11 protein-coding genes are annotated in these 16,162 nt (G+C 72.8%); 3 read left to right on the forward strand and 8 right to left on the reverse strand.

The window, feature by feature from the left end:
• Nucleotides 1-87 precede the first annotated feature (87 nt).
• From ehuA to FH609_RS27155, 7 genes are all read right to left on the reverse strand, one after another.
• A complete protein-coding gene (gene ehuA, locus FH609_RS27125; RefSeq protein WP_139673287.1) occupies nt 88-843 on the reverse strand; it encodes an ectoine/hydroxyectoine ABC transporter ATP-binding protein EhuA in 756 nt (251 codons plus the stop codon).
• A 127-nt stretch (nt 844-970) separates the two neighbouring features.
• Nucleotides 971-1,624, reverse strand: a complete 654-nt coding sequence (gene ehuD / locus FH609_RS27130; RefSeq protein WP_139673051.1) for an ectoine/hydroxyectoine ABC transporter permease subunit EhuD — start codon at nt 1,622-1,624, stop codon at nt 971-973.
• Nucleotides 1,621-2,367: an ectoine/hydroxyectoine ABC transporter permease subunit EhuC gene (ehuC, locus tag FH609_RS27135; RefSeq protein ID WP_139673049.1), complete on the reverse strand. Its 747-nt coding sequence runs from the start codon at nt 2,365-2,367 to the stop codon at nt 1,621-1,623. Before ehuC ends, ehuD begins: the two co-directional genes overlap by 4 nt.
• On the reverse strand, nt 2,367-3,278 hold the full coding sequence (gene ehuB / locus FH609_RS27140; protein WP_139673046.1) for an ectoine/hydroxyectoine ABC transporter substrate-binding protein EhuB: 912 nt from the start codon (nt 3,276-3,278) through the stop codon (nt 2,367-2,369). Before ehuB ends, ehuC begins: the two co-directional genes overlap by 1 nt.
• 114 nt (nt 3,279-3,392) lie before the next feature.
• Nucleotides 3,393-4,601 carry a Na+/H+ antiporter NhaA gene (nhaA, locus tag FH609_RS27145; RefSeq protein ID WP_139673043.1) on the reverse strand — a complete coding sequence of 403 codons (1,209 nt, stop codon included), beginning with the start codon at nt 4,599-4,601 and terminating at the stop codon, nt 3,393-3,395.
• 157 nt (nt 4,602-4,758) lie between these two features.
• A complete protein-coding gene (locus tag FH609_RS27150; RefSeq protein WP_139673040.1) occupies nt 4,759-5,487 on the reverse strand; it encodes a potassium channel family protein in 729 nt (242 codons plus the stop codon).
• A gap of 25 nt (nt 5,488-5,512) precedes the next feature.
• A complete protein-coding gene (locus FH609_RS27155) occupies nt 5,513-6,895 on the reverse strand; it encodes a TrkH family potassium uptake protein (RefSeq protein WP_226961983.1) in 1,383 nt (460 codons plus the stop codon).
• Nucleotides 6,896-7,225: 330 nt separating this feature from the next.
• On the opposite strand from FH609_RS27155, the gene FH609_RS27160 reads away from it, so the two are divergent.
• The 3 genes from FH609_RS27160 to FH609_RS27170 all read left to right on the forward strand — a co-directional run bounded on the left by FH609_RS27160 (nt 7,226) and on the right by FH609_RS27170 (nt 15,191).
• Nucleotides 7,226-7,873: a hypothetical protein gene (locus tag FH609_RS27160; protein WP_139673034.1), complete on the forward strand. Its 648-nt coding sequence runs from the start codon at nt 7,226-7,228 to the stop codon at nt 7,871-7,873.
• A gap of 283 nt (nt 7,874-8,156) precedes the next feature.
• Nucleotides 8,157-10,226: an SPFH domain-containing protein gene (locus FH609_RS27165; RefSeq protein ID WP_139673031.1), complete on the forward strand. Its 2,070-nt coding sequence runs from the start codon at nt 8,157-8,159 to the stop codon at nt 10,224-10,226.
• 120 nt (nt 10,227-10,346) lie between these two features.
• Complete coding sequence (locus FH609_RS27170) at nt 10,347-15,191, forward strand: DNA repair ATPase (RefSeq protein ID WP_139673028.1); 4,845 nt, start codon at nt 10,347-10,349, stop codon at nt 15,189-15,191.
• On the opposite strand, the gene FH609_RS27175 is transcribed toward FH609_RS27170, so the two are convergent.
• Complete coding sequence (locus FH609_RS27175; RefSeq protein ID WP_139673025.1) at nt 15,175-16,155, reverse strand: hypothetical protein; 981 nt, start codon at nt 16,153-16,155, stop codon at nt 15,175-15,177. The genes FH609_RS27170 and FH609_RS27175 overlap by 17 nt on opposite strands.
• Nucleotides 16,156-16,162 lie beyond the last annotated feature (7 nt).

Consider the following 16,162-nt stretch of genomic DNA (forward strand, 5'->3'; position numbering starts at 1 on the left):
CGGCCCCGGTGGTGCGCCGGTTCACGAAGGAAGAAACGGCGCCCCACCGGGGCCGGCCGACAGCGGCGTTGACGACAGGCCCGTTGACTACAGCACCGTCGCCAGGAACTCCTTGGTGCGGTCGTGTTCCGGCTCGCTGAAGATCTTGTCCGGCGACCCGGACTCCACGATCTTCCCCTTGTCGAACATCAGCACCGAGTCCGAGATGTCCCGCGCGAACGACATCTCGTGGGTCACCACCAGCATCGTGATGTCGGTGGAGAGCGCGATGTCCCGCAGCACGTCCAGCACGCCGGCGACGAGTTCAGGGTCCAGCGCCGAGGTCACCTCGTCGAGCAGCAGCACCTGCGGCCGCATCGCCAACGCGCGGGCGATGGCGACCCGTTGCTGCTGCCCGCCGGAGAGCTGGCTGGGGTACTTGTCCAGGTGCTCGGAGAGGCCGACCAGTTCGATCAGCTCCTTGGCGCGCTGCTCGGCCTCGTCCTTGGACAGGCCCAGCACATGCACCGGCGCCTCCATCACGTTGCGCAGCACCCGCATGTTGGGGAAGAGGTTGAAGTGCTGGAAGACCATGCCGATCTTCTTGCGCACCTCGCGCACGTGCTTCTCGCCTGGCTTGACGAGCTTCCCGTTGCGCTCCTCGTGGGTCAGGTACTGCCCGTCGACGGTGATGGTGCCCTCCTCGGGGGTGAGGAGGGTCATCAGCAGCCGCAGGATCGTGGTCTTGCCCGATCCCGAGGGGCCGATCAGGGTGACGTGCTTTCCGGTGTCGACCGAGAAGTCGAGCTGGTCGAGCACCGTCACGTCGCCGAACCGCTTGGTGACGTTGGCGAACCTGACCAGCTCCTTGCCGGCGGCCCGGCTGGACGACTCCGACGGGGCCGACGCGGCGGCCGGTGCCGTGGCGTCGGCGGCGGCGTCGCTGTCCGGGGTGCTCCCGTCGTTCTTCTTCAGGACGTTCTCTGGGTTTTCAGCTGGTGAGGGCAAGACGACGCTCCAGAACTCGGATCAGCAGAGAGGCCGGGTAGGCGATGACCAGGAAGGCGATGCCAACGACGGTGTACGCCTCGATGGTGAAGGTGGTGTTGCTGAAGTTCTCGGCCGCTCCGAGCATGTCCATCGCCCCGATGACCGCGATCATGGGGGAGTCCTTCAGCATCGCGATGACGTAGTTGCCCAGCGCGGGCACGACGCGGCGGATGGCCTGCGGCAGGATCACCGCGATCCAGGTGCGGCCGCGTGGCAGGCTCAGCGCGGTGGCCGCCTCCCACTGGCCGACCGGCACGCCGGCGATGCCGGCCCGGTAGACCTCCGCCGTGTACGTCGAGTAGTGCAGGCCGAGGCCGATGATGCCGGTGGTCAACGCCGACATCGACGGGCCCCACTCGGGCACCACGAAGTACAGGAAGAACAGCTGCACCAGCAGCGGGGTGTTCCGCACGAACTCGGTGAACGCGGTCACGGGCCAGCGCACCCAGGCGAAGGGCGCGCGTTGGGCCATGGCCCAGACCAGGCCGAGCGCGAAGGCGATCAGGCTGCCCAGCACCAGCGCCTGGAGCGTGACCAGCAGCCCGTCCCAGAATTCGGGCATGAAGTCGTTGACGACTTCCCAGTCCCAGTTCACTTGGCCGCACCCCCCGTGGTCAGCGCGCCCGAGCCCTCACCGGCGTTCTCCCGCAGGGAGAGCCGGGCCAGCAGGCCGCCGCGCGGCTGTGGCTTGCCGACGTTCGCGTTGGCGCGCCGTTCGATGACGCGCATCCCACGGGTCAGCGTGAAGGCGAGCAGGAAGTAGAGCACCAGCAGCAGGGTGTAGATCGGCGCGGACTCGTTGGAGCCAAGACGCACCAGGTTGCCGGCGTAGGCCATGTCGGCCACGGTGATCACCGAGACCAGCGCGGTGCCCTTGAGCAGCTCGATCAGCAGGTTGTTGAACGGCGGCACCATGTCGGGCCACGCCTGCGGGATCTCGATCCGCCGCAGGCGCTGCCACCGGGTGAAGCTCAACGCGATCCCCGCCTCGCGCTGCCCTTCCGGTACGGCGGCCAGCGCGCCGCGCACCACCTCGGAGCCGTAGGCGCCGTATGTCAGGCCGAGCGCCAACACGCCCGCGAACATGGGCACCAGGCGCCACTCCAGCAGCAGCGGAAGCGAGAAGACCAGCCAGAACATCAGCACCAGCGCGGACATGCCACGGAAGATCTCGAAGTAGCAGCCCGCCAGGAAGCGCACGATCCACAGCCGCGAGGTGCGCAGCGTGCCGATCGCGAACGCGACGACCACCCCGAGCGCCGCGCTGTAGAGCGTCACCTGGATGGTGATCCAGATGCCCGGCAGGAAGTAGTTGGTGAACATCCCCTCGGTCATCATCAGCAAAGCTCCTCAGCGGTGAGTTCGGTCATCTCCGCCTCGGTGAAGCCGAAGGGCGCCATGATCTCCAGCAGTTCCCCGCTCCGCTTGAGCTTGTGCAGCTCCTCGTTGAACGCGTCCCTGAGGTTCCGCTCGGAGGGCCGGAACGCGAACGCGCCCGCGCCGTACTGCGGTTCGCCGTCCACGATGGGAACGAACGGCTCGGTGGACTCGACCCGGCTGTTGCCCTCGACGACGTCCATCACGGTGACGTTGGTCCCCGCGAACGCGTCGGCCCGGCCCTGGGCGACGGCGTCGAGGCCGGCGACCTGGTCGGGCAGGATCAGAATCTCGCCGCGCGGCACGCCGGCGGCGACCGCGTACTCGATCTCCGCGTACGCCTGCCCGGTGGCCATGGTCAGGCCCTGCTCGGCGATGTCCTCGTATTTCGTGATGTTGTTGGGATTACCTGCGGGAACGATGAAGGAGTCGGGCATCTGGTAGTCGGGATCGGCGAAGAGAACCTGCTCGCATCTCTCCGGCATGATGTACATCCCGGCCGAGACCACGTCGAAGACCTGCGCCTTGAGCCCGGGGATCAGGGCGCTGAAGTCGACGGGGACCGGTTCGACGTTGTCCACGCCGAGGCGGGCGAAGATCACCTTGGCGATCTCGGGCGCCTCGCCGGTGGGCTCGCCGTCGTCGTCGATATAGCCGAAGGGGGGCTCGCTGGCGATGCCCACCTTGACGGTGCCCCGTTCGCGCAGCCGCTCCAGCAGATCGCCCCCCTCCACCGCGTCCTCGGCGGCCACCCGGCTGCACCCGGTGGCCGCGAGGCCGCCGAACACCGCCAGCCCCGTCAGCAGGGAGCGGCGACTGAGCCCGGATTCTCGGCGTCCGTTCTGAAGAAAAACTCTTGTCGGTGGAGCCATGGGCGCGCGGCTACCCACAGCCTTCACATCTATGCGGGCCCGACTGTGGTCCATGTCTCACCGTTGCGAGGTCGTTACGCGCGCTCCTTCTCGTCACCGCACGCCCCCCGTTCATTACCGTGCGCTCCGGCGCGCCAGCGCGCGGCCGCGGAGCGTGAGCACCACGGAGGCGCTCGCCGCCGCCAGCAGCGAGGCCAGCAGCACGGCCGCCTTGACGTGCTCGGTCAGCCGGGGGTCGCCGACGAAGGCGAGTTCCGCGATCAGCAGCGCCACGGTGAAGCCGATCCCGGCCAGCAGCGCGCCGCCGGCCAGGTCGGGCCAGCCGAGCCGGGGGTCGAGCCGGGCGCGGGTGAGGCGGACGGTGAGCCAGGTCGCGCCGAGGACCCCGAGCAGCTTGCCGAGGAAGAGCCCCAGCACCACGCCCACCGCCTCCGGCTCGCCCGCCATCTCGCCCAGCGCCGCCGGCGAGACCGAGACCCCGGCCGCGAACAGCGCGAACAGCGGCACCGCGACGCCGGCCGACAGCGGGTGCACCAGGTGCCCGACGCGTTCGGCCGGCGTCTGGGCCTCGCCGTCGCGCGGGGTGGCGCGCAGCAGCATCCCCAGCGCGACGCCGGCGACGGTCGCGTGCACCCCGCTGTGGTAGGTCAACGTCCAGACGGCGCCGGCCAGCGGCAGATACCAGTACCAGCCGTGGACGCCCCGGGTGTGCAGCAGCCGGTAGAGCACCAGCCCGGCGACGGCGCCGGCCAGCGCCCACACGTTCAGCTCCGAGGTGAAGAAGACCGCGATCACCAGGATGGCGAGCAGGTCGTCCACGATCGCCAGCGTCAGCAGGAACGTCCGCAGCGCGCCCGGCAGCCGGCGGCCCACGACGGCCAGCACGCCCAGCGCGAACGCGATGTCGGTGGCCATCGGCACCGCCCAGCCGTCCGTTGAGCCGCCCCCGGCCAGCGCGACGGCCAGGTAGATCAGCGCCGGGGCGACCATGCCGCCGACGGCCGCGACCACCGGCAGCGCGGCGGCGGCCGGGCGGCGCAGCTCGCCGACGGTCAGCTCGCGCTTCAGCTCGGTGCCGGCCACGAAGAAGAACACGGCCAGCAGCCCGTCCGAGGCCCAGTGGCCGATCGACAGGTCCAGGCCGAGGAACGGAACGGCCAGGTGGTGGTCGCGGACCGTCGCATAGCCCTCGCTCCAGGGCGAGTTGGCGAGCACCAGCGCCACGGCGGCGGCGACCAGCAGCAGCAGGCCGCCGGTGACCTCAAGGCGCAGGAAGTCGGCGAGCGAACGGCGGTCGCGGGCGGCGCGGGAGGGGGCGGTCATGGGTGGCCTTTCCGGTCGGCGGACGACGACGACAACGACTCGCCGACCAGACTTCCCGGCACACCCCAGGCGCCGGGCATCCCACGGGGACGGCCCTCTTGACGCGCCTTTGACGCCACCGTACCCCGTCGTCGTTCCCCGAGTGGCCCGCGTTCGCTCAGGTCAGCTCGGCGAACGCCTCGACGGCCGCCGTCCGGCCGGTCACCACGATCACGTCGCCCGGGTGCACCACCGTCTCGGCCGTGGCGTGGGTGAACTGCTGCCCCGGCCGCTTGACGCCGACCACCGTCACCCCGTGCTCGCGGCGCACCCCGCTCTCGCTCAGCGGCATCCCGGTGGTGGACTCCGGCGCGATCGTCTTGACCAGGGCGTAGTCGTCGTCGAACTCGATGAAGTTCAGCATCCGGCCGGTCACCAGGTGGGCCACCCGCTCGCCCATCTCGTGCTCGGGCAGGATCACGTGATGGGCGCCCAACCGCTCCAGGATCTTGCCGTGTTGGCGGCTGATCGCCTTGGCCCAGAGGTTGCGGACGCCCAGTTCCAGCAGGTTCGAGGTGGTGAGGATGCTCGCCTCGATCTGGGTGCCGATGGCCACCACCGCGCGCGGGAACTCGTGGACGCCCAGCTGCCGCAGCACCTCCTCGTCGGTGGCGTCGGCCAGCACCACATGGGTGAGGACGTCGCGGTGCTGCTGCACCAGCCGTTCGTCGGAGTCGATGCCCAGCACCTCCCAGCCCCGGCGCATCAGCTCCTCGGCCAGCGAGGTGCCGAACCGGCCGAGTCCGACCACGGCGATCCGCTGGTCGCGGTGGTGCTCGGCCGGCGCGTGCGCGGCGGCCGTGCGCTTGCCGCGCCTGCGGCGCATGGCGTGCAGCTGTGAACTCATGGCGCTCCCGTCCCGTGATCCGACGTCACCCGATGATCGGCCGCTCCTGCGGCAGCCGGTACCGCTGTTCCCGCACCCGCATCGCCAGCGCGGACACCAGGATGATGGGGCCGACCCGGCCGACGAACATCAGCACCATGATGATCACCTGAGCCGCTGTCTGGCTGTCGCCGACCAGACCGGTATGCATTCCGACCGTGCCGAACGCCGAGACGGCCTCGAACACGACCAGTTCGGCCCGGACATGGATCAGCGACATCAGCGCCACGATCGCGACGACCAGCACCACCGCGCTCAGCAGGGTCACGGTCAGCGCCTGCCGCACCACCTGCGGGGAGATCCGCCGCCCGAAGAGCCCGGCCTCCCGGTGCCCGCGCACCTCGGCCAGCACCGCGGCGCCCAGCACCGCGACCGTGGTCACCTTGATCCCGCCGGCCGTTCCCGCGCTGCCGCCGCCGATGAACATCAGCACCGAGGTGCCCAGCAGCGTCTCCGGCTCCATGGCGGCGATCTCGGTGGTGTTGAAGCCGGCGGTGCGGGCGACGGTCGAGTGGAAGAACGCGTTGAGCACCTTCTGGCCGACGGTGAACGGGCCGAAGGTGGTCGGGTTGTTCCACTCGAAGGTCAGGGTCAGCACCCAACCGGCCACCAGCAGCAGGGCGCTGGTCGCCAGCGTCAGCCGCAGGTGCAGCGACCAGGGCGTCGAGGTCCGCACGCCGCCCGGGCCGCGCCGGCGGGCGCGGTAGCGCAGCAGCTCGATGATCACCGGGAAGCCCAGCCCGCCGATCAGCGCGGTGGCGGCCAGCGGCAGCAGCGTCCACGGGTCGCCGGCGAACCGGCTGAGGCTGCCCGGATACGGGCTCAGCCCCGCGTTGTTGAACGCCGAGACCGCGTGGAAGACGCCGTGGTAGAGCGCCCGCCCGAGCGGTTCGCCGTGCCCCAGCGTGAGGCGCGCGGTCACCAGCACGGCGGTGACCGCCTCCACGGTCACCGTGATCAGCGCGATCCGCCCCAGCAGCCGCCGGATGTCGCCGCCGCCCGCCGAGGTCTCGGTGTCCAGGCTGAGGGTGGTGCTCAGCCGCAGCTTCCCCGCGACCAGCAGCGCCAGCAGCGAGGCCAACGTCATGATGCCGAAGCCGCCGACCTGCACCAGGACCAGCACCACCACGTCGCCGAAGCCGGACCAGTAGCTTCCGGTGTCCACCACCAACAGCCCCGTGACGCAGACCCCCGAGGTCGCGGTGAACAGCGCGGTCAGCAGCGAGGGCGACTCCCCGGCGGCCGAGGCCACCGGCAGCTTCAACAGCGCGGTGCCGAGCAGGATCACGCCGACCAGCGCCAGCACCACCAGCCGGGCCGGGTGGGTCTCCGCGATCCAGCGCCGCAGGGGGAGGGCGAGATGCGCCACGACGTGCCCGTTTCCGTTCGCTGCCTGCCGGCGGGGCCGTGCCCGGCCGGACCGGTGTCGAGACTGACCGGCCGTCAGCATAGTTCCCGCCGGGGTGTTTCCGACGGTTTGCTGCGGTAGCTAGCGATCTGTCCGTGGCGCGGCGCGTTCCTGTGATCGGTAGGTGGGCGGCGCAGGCGAACCTGGGGAAGGACCGGGCGGCGGTCGGACGCAGACGGGACGGAGGTGGACGCGATGACGGTTCGTGACCCGACGTGGTCGGGAAGTGCACTGGCGCGACGGGGTGTTAAGGATGTATTAATGGAGGACAGGTGACCTTGGGGGGGTGACATGGCGGACTTCTTCGCGACGGCGCTGGAGTTTCCCGCCGTGGTCTTCTCCATCCCGCTCGCCGTGGTGCTGCTCTACTGGCTCTTCGCCCTGGCCTTCGGCGTGGGCGCCGGGGCCGTGGAGGCGGCCGACGGCGCCGCCGACGCCGGCGGCGGCTTCGGCTGGTTCGGGCTCGGCGGCGTGCCGCTGGCCGTTCCGCTGTCGCTGCTGGTCGCGTTGGCCTGGTTCGGCTCGATGGCCGGTGGCGAGCTGATCGACGACGAGGTCGGTCGCGCGCTGGTGCCGCCCGCCGCGCTGCTGCTCGGCTGGGCCGGGGCCTGGCTCGCGGTCCGCCCGCTGCGGCGGCTCTTCGTGCCGGAGTCCGGGATCTACCACCGGGACTTCGTCGGCCGGGTCTGCGAGGTGCGCACCAGCCGGGTGACCGCCTCCTTCGGCCAGGCCGAGGTCGCGGCCGACGACGGCGGCACCGCCATCGTCCAGGTCCGCGCCGAGGGGCCCGAGGCCGCCGAACTGGCCGCCGGGCGCCGGGCGTTGATCTACGGCTACGAGGCGGACGGCGGGTTCTTCTGGGTCGCGCCCTACGACGCCGGCCCGCTGGACCCGGGGCCCGACGAACCCGGGCCCGGTCGAAACCGGGCACTGGACTGACGCGTCCTCACCTGTAAGCCACCGCTCCGCACTGCTTGTCTCCGGATTCCCACCGAATTCTCACCGAACTCTTCGCACACCCGTTTCGCACACCCGTGGCGGCGCCTCGCCGCGCGCGACCGGCCGGGGGCCGGGCCGCGCCCGCCGCCGCGCCCGAAGCGTTGCCCACACAACGCCGACCGGACGCCGCAGCGGCGTCCCACGAACGGCCGGAAGTCCGCGACCCGTCGCGGCGACGCGGGCCCGAGGGCCCGCCGAATCGAAAACACAAGGGGGGCCACCCATGGACACTCTCGGGACCAGCCTCGGCGTGCTGATCGCCGCGGTCCTGATCATCATCCTGGCCACGCTGTTCCTGCTCACCCGCCTCTTCCGCAAGGTGGAGCAGGGCAAGGCGCTGATCGTCTCCAAGGTGCGCAAGGTGGACGTCACGTTCACCGGCGCCGTGGTGCTGCCGGTGCTGCACCGGGCCGAGGTGATGGACATCTCCGTCAAGGCCATCGAGATCGGCAGGACCGGCAAGGAGGGCCTGATCTGCAAGGACAACATCAGGGCCGACATCCGGATCTCGTTCTTCGTCCGCGTCAACAAGACCGTCTCCGACGTCATCAAGGTGGCGCAGGCCATCGGCACCGAGCGGGCCAGCGACCGGTCCACGCTCCAGGAGCTGTTCAACGCCAAGTTCTCCGAGGCGCTGAAGACCGTCGGCAAGCAGCTGGACTTCGCCGACCTCTACACCAAGCGTGACGAGTTCCGCGACCGGATCATCGCCGTCATCGGCACCGACCTCAACGGCTACAGCCTGGAGGACGCGGCGATCGACTACCTGGAGCAGACGCCGCTCGGGCAGCTCGACAGCAACAACATCCTGGACGCCCAGGGCATCCGGAAGATCACCGAACTCACCGCCGCGCAGCACGTGTTGACCAACGAGTTCCGCCGCAACGAGGAGAAGGAGATCACCCGGCAGAACGTCGACGCCCGCGAGGCGGTGCTGGAGCTGGAGCGCCGGCAGGCCGACGCGGAGATCAAGCAGCGCCGCGAGGTCGAGACCGTCCGCGCCCGCGAGGAGGCCGAGACCGCGCGCGTCCAGGCCGAGGAGCGGCTGCGCGCCCAGGCCGCGCACCTGAAGACCGAGGAGGTCCTCGGGGTCCAGAACGAGAACCGCGAGCGCGAGGTCGCCGTCGCCCGGCTCAACCGGGACCGGGTCGTCGCCATCGAGAACGAGCGGATCGAGAAGGACCGCCTGCTGGAGGTCATCGCCCGCGACCGGGAGACCGGCCTGTCGCGGATCGCCGCCGACAAGGAGATCGAGGGCGAGAAGCGGGAGATCGCCGACGTGGTCCGGGAGCGGATCGCGGTGGAGAAGACCGTCGCGCAGCAGGAGGAGGAGATCAAGCGGCTGCGCGCCGTCGAGGAGGCCGAGCGCGGCCGGCAGGCCGTGATCATCGCGGCCGAGGCCGAGGCGCAGGAGCGGCTGGTCAAGGACATCAAGGCCGCCGAGGCCGCCGAGGCGGCGGCCACCCACCGGGCCGCCGAGAGCCTGACGCTGGCCGAGGCCAAGCGGAAGTCCGCCGAGCTGGAGGCGCAGGCCGCGATCCGGCTGGCCGAGGGCAAGCGGGCCGACGCCGCCGCGCCCGGCATCGCCGAGGCCGAGGTCCAGGAGCGGATGGCGCAGGCCATCGCCGCGACGCGGGCCGCCGAGGCGGAGGCCGCCCGCCAGATGGGGCTGGCCGAGGCGGAGGCGCTGCGCGAGAAGATGGGCGCCGAGGCCACCGGGCTGAAGGAGAAGGCCGAGTCGATGGCGGCGCTGGACGCGGCCAGCCGGGAGCACGAGGAGTACCGGCTGCGCCTGGAGGCCGAGAAGGACGTCCGGCTGGCCGGGATCGACGTGCACCGGCAGATCGCCGAGGCGCAGGCCACGCTGGTCGGCGCCGGGCTGGAGAACGCGAAGATCGACATCGTGGGCGGCGACACCGTCTTCTTCGACCGGCTGGTCGGCGCGATCTCGGCGGGCAAGAGCGTGGACGGCTTCCTGGACCGCTCGGAGCACGCCCGCACCCTGGTCGGGCCCTGGCTGGACAAGGACGGCTCGACGTTCACCGACGACCTCTCCCGGATGGTGGGGGGCCTCGGCGCCGGCGGGCTGCGCGACCTGACGCTGGCCGGGCTGCTGAGCGGGCTGATCTCCAAGGGCGGCGACAGCGCCGGCCAGTTGAGTGGCCTGCTGGAGACGGTGCGCGCCCAGGGCCTGGGCGACACCCGGCTCTCCGAGCTGGCGGCGGCGGCCGGACCCGCCGTCAACGGCCGCCCCGCGCGCGGCGAGGGGCCGGTCCTGGAGAAGCAGCCGTAGCCGAGGCGCGGCGGCGGCCCGTTCCCTCGCGGGGGAGACGGGCCGCCGCGCGGCGGCCGGCACGGCACGTGTGACGACATGGGGGGAGCGAGGGTGGAGACGCGGGAGCGGGAGACGGCCATGGCCGAGACCGAGGCCCCTGACCGGGGCGCTTACGAGGTGCTGCGGGACCGACTGCGGTCGGCGGCGGGCGAGTTGGGGGAACGGACCCGGCGGCTGAACGCGGAGCGGGTCGCGACGTTCGGCGGCGGCGATCTGGAGCTGGTCGCCACCGACCGGCTGCGCACCGAGCGCGACAGCCTGCCCCGCGACCTGGTGCGGGTCGGCGGCGCGCTGCTCCTCGGCTACCGGGTGCCGCCGGCGCCCGGCCAGTCCACCGGCGTCGCCGAGGTGTTCCGGCTGTATCGGCAGACCGGCGAAGGATTCACGCCGGCCGGGCCCGAGGCCGTGCCCGGGCTGCTCGACGACCCGGAGTTCCAACGGGACTTCGCGGACCTCTTCCGCTACTTCCAGCAGTCCGCGCTGCTGCGGCTGCGCACCGTCGGCAGCCTGCTGCTCGCGGTCTTCCGCACCGGCGAACGGGTCGACGACATCCGGGTGTTGCGCTGGAAGCTCCACCCCGACGGGCGGCCCGAGTACGTGGACGCCAAGGGCGAGCGCGACCATGTGCCGCCCGACCAGGACGAGGTGGCGTGGACGGCCACCACCCGCGACGACCACGTGCCCGGCGCCGCCCCCGGGCAGCCGCCGCACATCGACATCGACGGCACCCTCCGGCTGGCGACCGCCGGCGGCACCCTGCGCCTCGCCGTCCAGCGGGGGCCGGACGGCGAGGCCGAGGAACGGCACAGCGAGCCGCTGGCCGAGCCGCTCCAGTCGCTGGCCGACGCCCAGGTCCACTACGCGCGCGTCGGCCCGCTGCTGCTGCTCAGGGTGCTGCCCTACAACGAGACCGAGCACCGCCACCTGGTGCACAACACCCGCACCGGCGAGATCGTCCGGCTCGACGGCCTCGGGCAGGGCTGCCGGGTGCTGCCCGAGGACCAGGGCGTCATCTTCCCCGGCGGCTACTACCTGTCGGCGGCGCCGGCCGGCTCGGCCGCCCGCACCTTCGACCTCGACACCGAGGGCCTGGCGTTCGAGCGGCTGCTGCGCTCGCCCAACGGCGAGGACCTGCTCTACGTCTTTCGCGCCGACGCGCGCGGCCGGGCGCTGCTGCTGCCCTACAACCTGATCGACAAGGCGGTGCGGAACCCGATCCCCTGCCTCGGGTTCGCGCTCTTCGACGACGGCCGCCTCGTGGTCTGCCGCGCCGAGGCCGCCGAGGCGTCGCGCGTGCACCCCGTGCAGCTGTGGGCGACGCCGTTCGCCAGCGAGGAGCACGCCGCCGCCCAGCCCGCCGGCACCGGGCCGCTCGCCAGGATCGGCAACGCCGACCTGGTGCGCGGCATCTCCGACGCGTTCACCGTGGTGCGGATGGTCACCGAACTGGAGCCGGACACCGCCGTGTTCGAGGCCGTGGTCGCCGCCTGCGACCGACTCACCGACCAGTACCACTGGCTGGGCCAGCCCGAGACCCACGCCCTGGCCGAGCCCGTCGCCACCCTGCGCGCCACCGCCGAGCAGGTCATCGCCGAGTACGAGCGGGTCCGCCAGCTGCGCCGGCAGGCCGCCGCCGCGCTCGCCGAGGCCGAGGCCGACATCACCGGGCTGGTGCGCCGGGCGCGCGGCGAGGCGCCGCGCGGCGCCGCCGACTGGGTCACCCTGCTGACCCGGCTGCGCCGCGCCCAGGGCCACCTCGCCGCGCTCCGCGACACCCGCCACATCGACACCGCAGCGCTCGACCGGCTCGACGCGACGCTCGTCGAGTCGCTGGCCGCGACCGGCCGCCGCGCCGTCGCCTTCCTCTCCCGGGACGACGCGTTCGACGAGACGCACGCGGCGATCGCCGAGCTCACCGAGCGCGCCGCCGCCGTCGAGAGCGTCGTCGACGCCGAGCCGCTGGCCGCCGACATCGCCGAGCACGCCGACGAACTCCGCACCGTCACCGAGGTGATCGGCACCCTGGAGATCGCCGACGCCGTGGTCCGCACCGAGCTGCTGACCCGCATCGGCGAGGTCACCGGCGCCGTCAACCGCGCCCGCGCGGTGCTCGACGGGCGGCGCCGCGAGCTGCTGGAGACCGAGGGCCGCGCCGAGTTCGCCGCCGAGTACGCCCTGCTCGGGCAGGCCGTCACCGGCGCCCTGGCCTCCGCCACCACCCCCGAGGAGTGCGACGAGCACCTCGGCCGGCTGCTGCTGACGGTGGAGAACCTGGAGGCCAGGTTCGGCACCTTCGACGAGTTCCTCGCCCAACTCGCCGACCAGCGCGAGGAGATCTACGAGACCTTCGCCGCCCGCAAGCAGGCCCAGCTCGACGAGCGGGCCCGGCACGCCGAACGGCTGGCCGCCTCCGCCGAACGCGTCCTGGACACCGTGGGCCGCCGCGCCGGCGCCCAGGGCAGCCTCGACGAGATCAACGCCTACTTCGCCGCCGACCCGCTGGTCGCCCGCGTCCGCGCCACCGCCGACGAACTCCGTTCCCTCGGCGAGGAGGTCCGCGCCGACGAGATCGACGGACGGCTGACCGCGCTCCGCCAGGAGGCCGGCCGCACCCTGCGGGACCGCGCCGAACTCTTCGGCGCCGACGGCACCATCCGGCTCGGCCGCCACCACTTCACCGCCGCCACCCAGCCCATCGACCTCACCCTGGTGCCGCACGACGGCGGCCTCGCGTTCGCCGTCACCGGCACCGACTACCGGGCCGCCGTCGCCGACGCCGAACTGGCCGCCGCCCGGCACTTCTGGGACCAGCCGCTGGCCTCCGAGTCGCCCGAGGTCTACCGCGCGGAGCACCTGGCCGCCAGCGTGCTGGCCGCCGCCGACCAGGACGAGCTGGCCCGCGCCGCCGCCGGGGACCAACTCACCGCGCGGGTCCGCCGGTTCGCCGAGGCCGCCTACGACGAGGGCTACGACCGGGGCGTCCACGACCACGACGCCGCCCGCATCCTGGCCGCCGTGCTCCGGCTCCGCGAGGCCGCCGGGCTGCTCCGCTACCCGCCCCGACTCCGCGCCTGCGCCCAGCTGTTCTGGGCGCACGGCACCACCGCCGAGACCCGCCGCGCGCTGACCGTCCGCGCCCAGTCGCTGGCCCGCGCCCGCGCCACCTTCGGCGCGACGGGCGCCGTCGACGCGCTCGCCGCCGAACTCACGCAGGCCGTCGGCGCGTTCCTCGCCACTCTGCCCGAGGACGCCGGGCTGCCGGCCACCGCCCCGGCCGGCGTCGGCGGCTATCTGCTGGAGGAACTGGCCGCCGGCGGGCCCGCGTTCGTCACCAGCCCGGCCGCCGGCGCGCTGCGCGGCGACCTCCACGCGGCGCTCGGGGAGGCCGGCGTCAAGGAGCTGACCCAGGACCTCGCCGCCGTCGGCGCCGACCTCGCCGCCCGCCACCAGCTGGTCACCGCCTGGCTGACCGCGTTCACCGGCGCCCGGGGCCCACTCGACGAGGCGCACCCCGACCTGCCGGAGGCGGCGGCCCTTGAGCTGACCGCCGACACCCTGGAACACCGGCCCGTGGACGCCCCGCTGACCGCCGTGATCAGCGGCCTGCTGGGCAGCCACCCCAGGCTGGAACGCGGCGAACTCCCGCTGCGCCTCGACGAGTTCCTGACCCGCACCGACACCTTCCGCGCCGAGCGGGTGCCCGCCCACCGGGCCTATGTCCGCCGCCGCAACGCGCTGCTGGAGACCGAACGCCGCCGGCTGCGCCTGGAGAGCTACCGCCCGCGCGTGATGCCGGCGTTCGTCCGCAACCGGCTGCTCGACGAGGTGTATCTGCCGCTGGTCGGCGACAACCTCGCCAAGCAGCTCGGCGCGGCCGGCGACCAGCGACGCACCGACAGCCAGGGCCTGTTGCTGCTGCTCTCCCCGCCCGGCTACGGCAAGACGACGCTGATGGAGTATGTCGCCGCCCGCCTCGGCATGGTCTTCGTCAAGGTGGACGGCCCGGCCCTCGGCCACCACACCACCTCCCTCGACCCGGCCGCCGCGCCCGACGCCGCCGCCCGCCGCGAGATCGAGAAGCTCAACTTCGCGCTGGAGATGGGCAACAACGTCCTCCTCCACCTCGACGACATCCAGCACACCTCGCCCGAACTGCTCCAGCGGTTCATCCCGCTCTGCGACGCGCAGCGCCGCATCGACGGGGTCCGCGCCTCCGACGGCGAGGCAGTCAGCCACGACCTGCGCGGCAAGCGGTTCGCCGTCGTGATGGCGGGCAACCCGTTCACCGAGTCCGGGCACCGCTTCCGGGTCCCCGACATGCTGGCCAACCGGGCCGACGTGTGGAACCTCGGCGAGGTGCTGACCGGCCGGGAGGAGCTGTTCGCGCTCAGCCACATCGAGAACGCGCTCACCGCCAACCCGACGCTCGCCCCGCTCGCCTCCCGCGACCGCGCCGACATCGAGCTGCTGGTGCGGCTGGCGCGCGGCGACGAGACCGCCTCCGCCGAACGGCTCCGCCACCCCTACACCCCGGCCGACCTGGAGCAGATCCTCGCCGTGCTGCGCCGGCTGCTGCGGGTGCGGGACGTGATGCTCAAGGTCAACGCGGCCTATATCGCCTCCGCCACCCAGGAGGACGCCACCCGCACCGAGCCGCCGTTCCGCCTCCAGGGCTCCTACCGCAATACCAACCAGATCGCCGAGCGGATCGTGCCCGTCCTCAACGACGAGGAGCTGGAGGCGCTCATCGACGACCACTACCGCGCCGAGGCGCAGACCCTCACCACCGGCGCCGAGGCCAACCTCCTCAAACTCGCCGAGCTGCGCGGCCGGTTGACCCCGGCCGAGGCCGAGCGCTGGGCCGAACTCAGGGCGGCCCACGCGGCCCGGGCCGCCGGCGGGACCCTCAGCGGGCGAGGCTGATCGCGGTGGCCACCAGATAGCACCCGCCGAAGAACGCCACCAGCCGCACCACCCCCGCGCCCACATACCGCCAGTAGAAGCGGCGCAACGGGGAGGCGTCCTCCGGGAGTCGGGCCAGGGTCGCGGCGGGGGAGCGGCGGCCCCCGCCCGTCAGCCGCCACAGCCGCTCGGTGTGCAGCGCCGGTATCCGCCAGCCGGCCAGCACCCCGCTGATCGCCAACTGGTGCCGCAGCCAGGCCAGTTCGTGCCGCCAGCCGACCTTGCGGACGCGCGGTACCCGGTCCGCCGGCTCCCGCCACTTCAGGAAGCAGTACCGGAAACACAGCGACCAGCCGACCGCCAGCGTCGCCGCCGTCACCGCCATCGGCCACCAGTCGCCCGGCTCTGCGAACACCGGCGCCAGCGTGGCCACGGTGCCCACCACGGTGAGTATCCCGACCGCCCAGCCGGCCAGCGTCCAGCGGAACCGGACGAACGGCGCCGTCCGCATCCCGTGCACCAACTCCCGCTGGTCGCGCGGCCGGAACGCGGTCAGCCGCTCCGTCGAGCGGTGGTACAGCTCGTCGGCGCCCCGCCACAGCGCCTCGCCGTGCGCCGGGCCCAGCGGCGGCAGCGCGTACAACTGCCGCAGCACCGCGTCCCGTTGCTCCTCGCCGGCGCGGAACTCCGCGCCCAGCGGGCCGTGCCGGGGCGTGAGCCGGCGCACCGCCAGCCAGGCCAGCCACGCCAGGCCGGCCGCCACCGGGACGCCCGGCAGCAACCAGCCCGCGTACGCGGACACATCGCTCAGCGGCACCGCGACGCCGACCAGCACCGCGCAGGCGGCGACGGGGACGGCGACCAGCGCCAGCAGCAGCGGCGCCGCGCCCGACCGCTCGTAGTGCTGCCGGTCCAGGGCGACCAGATAGTCGTTGATCGGCCGCAGCCGCCCCAGCCAGTCCCCGTCTCCCGTGCGCACGCCCATGGCCACC

The organism is Streptomyces sp. 3MP-14 (assembly GCF_006334905.2).
GTDB classification, from domain to species: domain Bacteria; phylum Actinomycetota; class Actinomycetes; order Streptomycetales; family Streptomycetaceae; genus Streptomyces; species Streptomyces triticirhizae.

What these genes read in the sequence shown, in the direction of transcription:
- ehuC (WP_139673049.1), bottom strand. Translation starts at nt 2,367, where the DNA reads ATGATGACCGAGGGGATGTTCACCAACTACTTCCTGCCGGGCATCTGG.
- ehuB (WP_139673046.1), bottom strand. Translation starts at nt 3,278, where the DNA reads ATGGCTCCACCGACAAGAGTTTTTCTTCAGAACGGACGCCGAGAATCC.
- nhaA (WP_139673043.1), bottom strand. Translation starts at nt 4,601, where the DNA reads ATGACCGCCCCCTCCCGCGCCGCCCGCGACCGCCGTTCGCTCGCCGAC.
- FH609_RS27150 (WP_139673040.1), bottom strand. Translation starts at nt 5,487, where the DNA reads ATGAGTTCACAGCTGCACGCCATGCGCCGCAGGCGCGGCAAGCGCACG.
- FH609_RS27160 (WP_139673034.1), top strand. Translation starts at nt 7,226, where the DNA reads ATGGCGGACTTCTTCGCGACGGCGCTGGAGTTTCCCGCCGTGGTCTTC.
- FH609_RS27165 (WP_139673031.1), top strand. Translation starts at nt 8,157, where the DNA reads ATGGACACTCTCGGGACCAGCCTCGGCGTGCTGATCGCCGCGGTCCTG.
- FH609_RS27170 (WP_139673028.1), top strand. Translation starts at nt 10,347, where the DNA reads ATGGCCGAGACCGAGGCCCCTGACCGGGGCGCTTACGAGGTGCTGCGG.
- FH609_RS27175 (WP_139673025.1), bottom strand. Translation starts at nt 16,155, where the DNA reads ATGGGCGTGCGCACGGGAGACGGGGACTGGCTGGGGCGGCTGCGGCCG.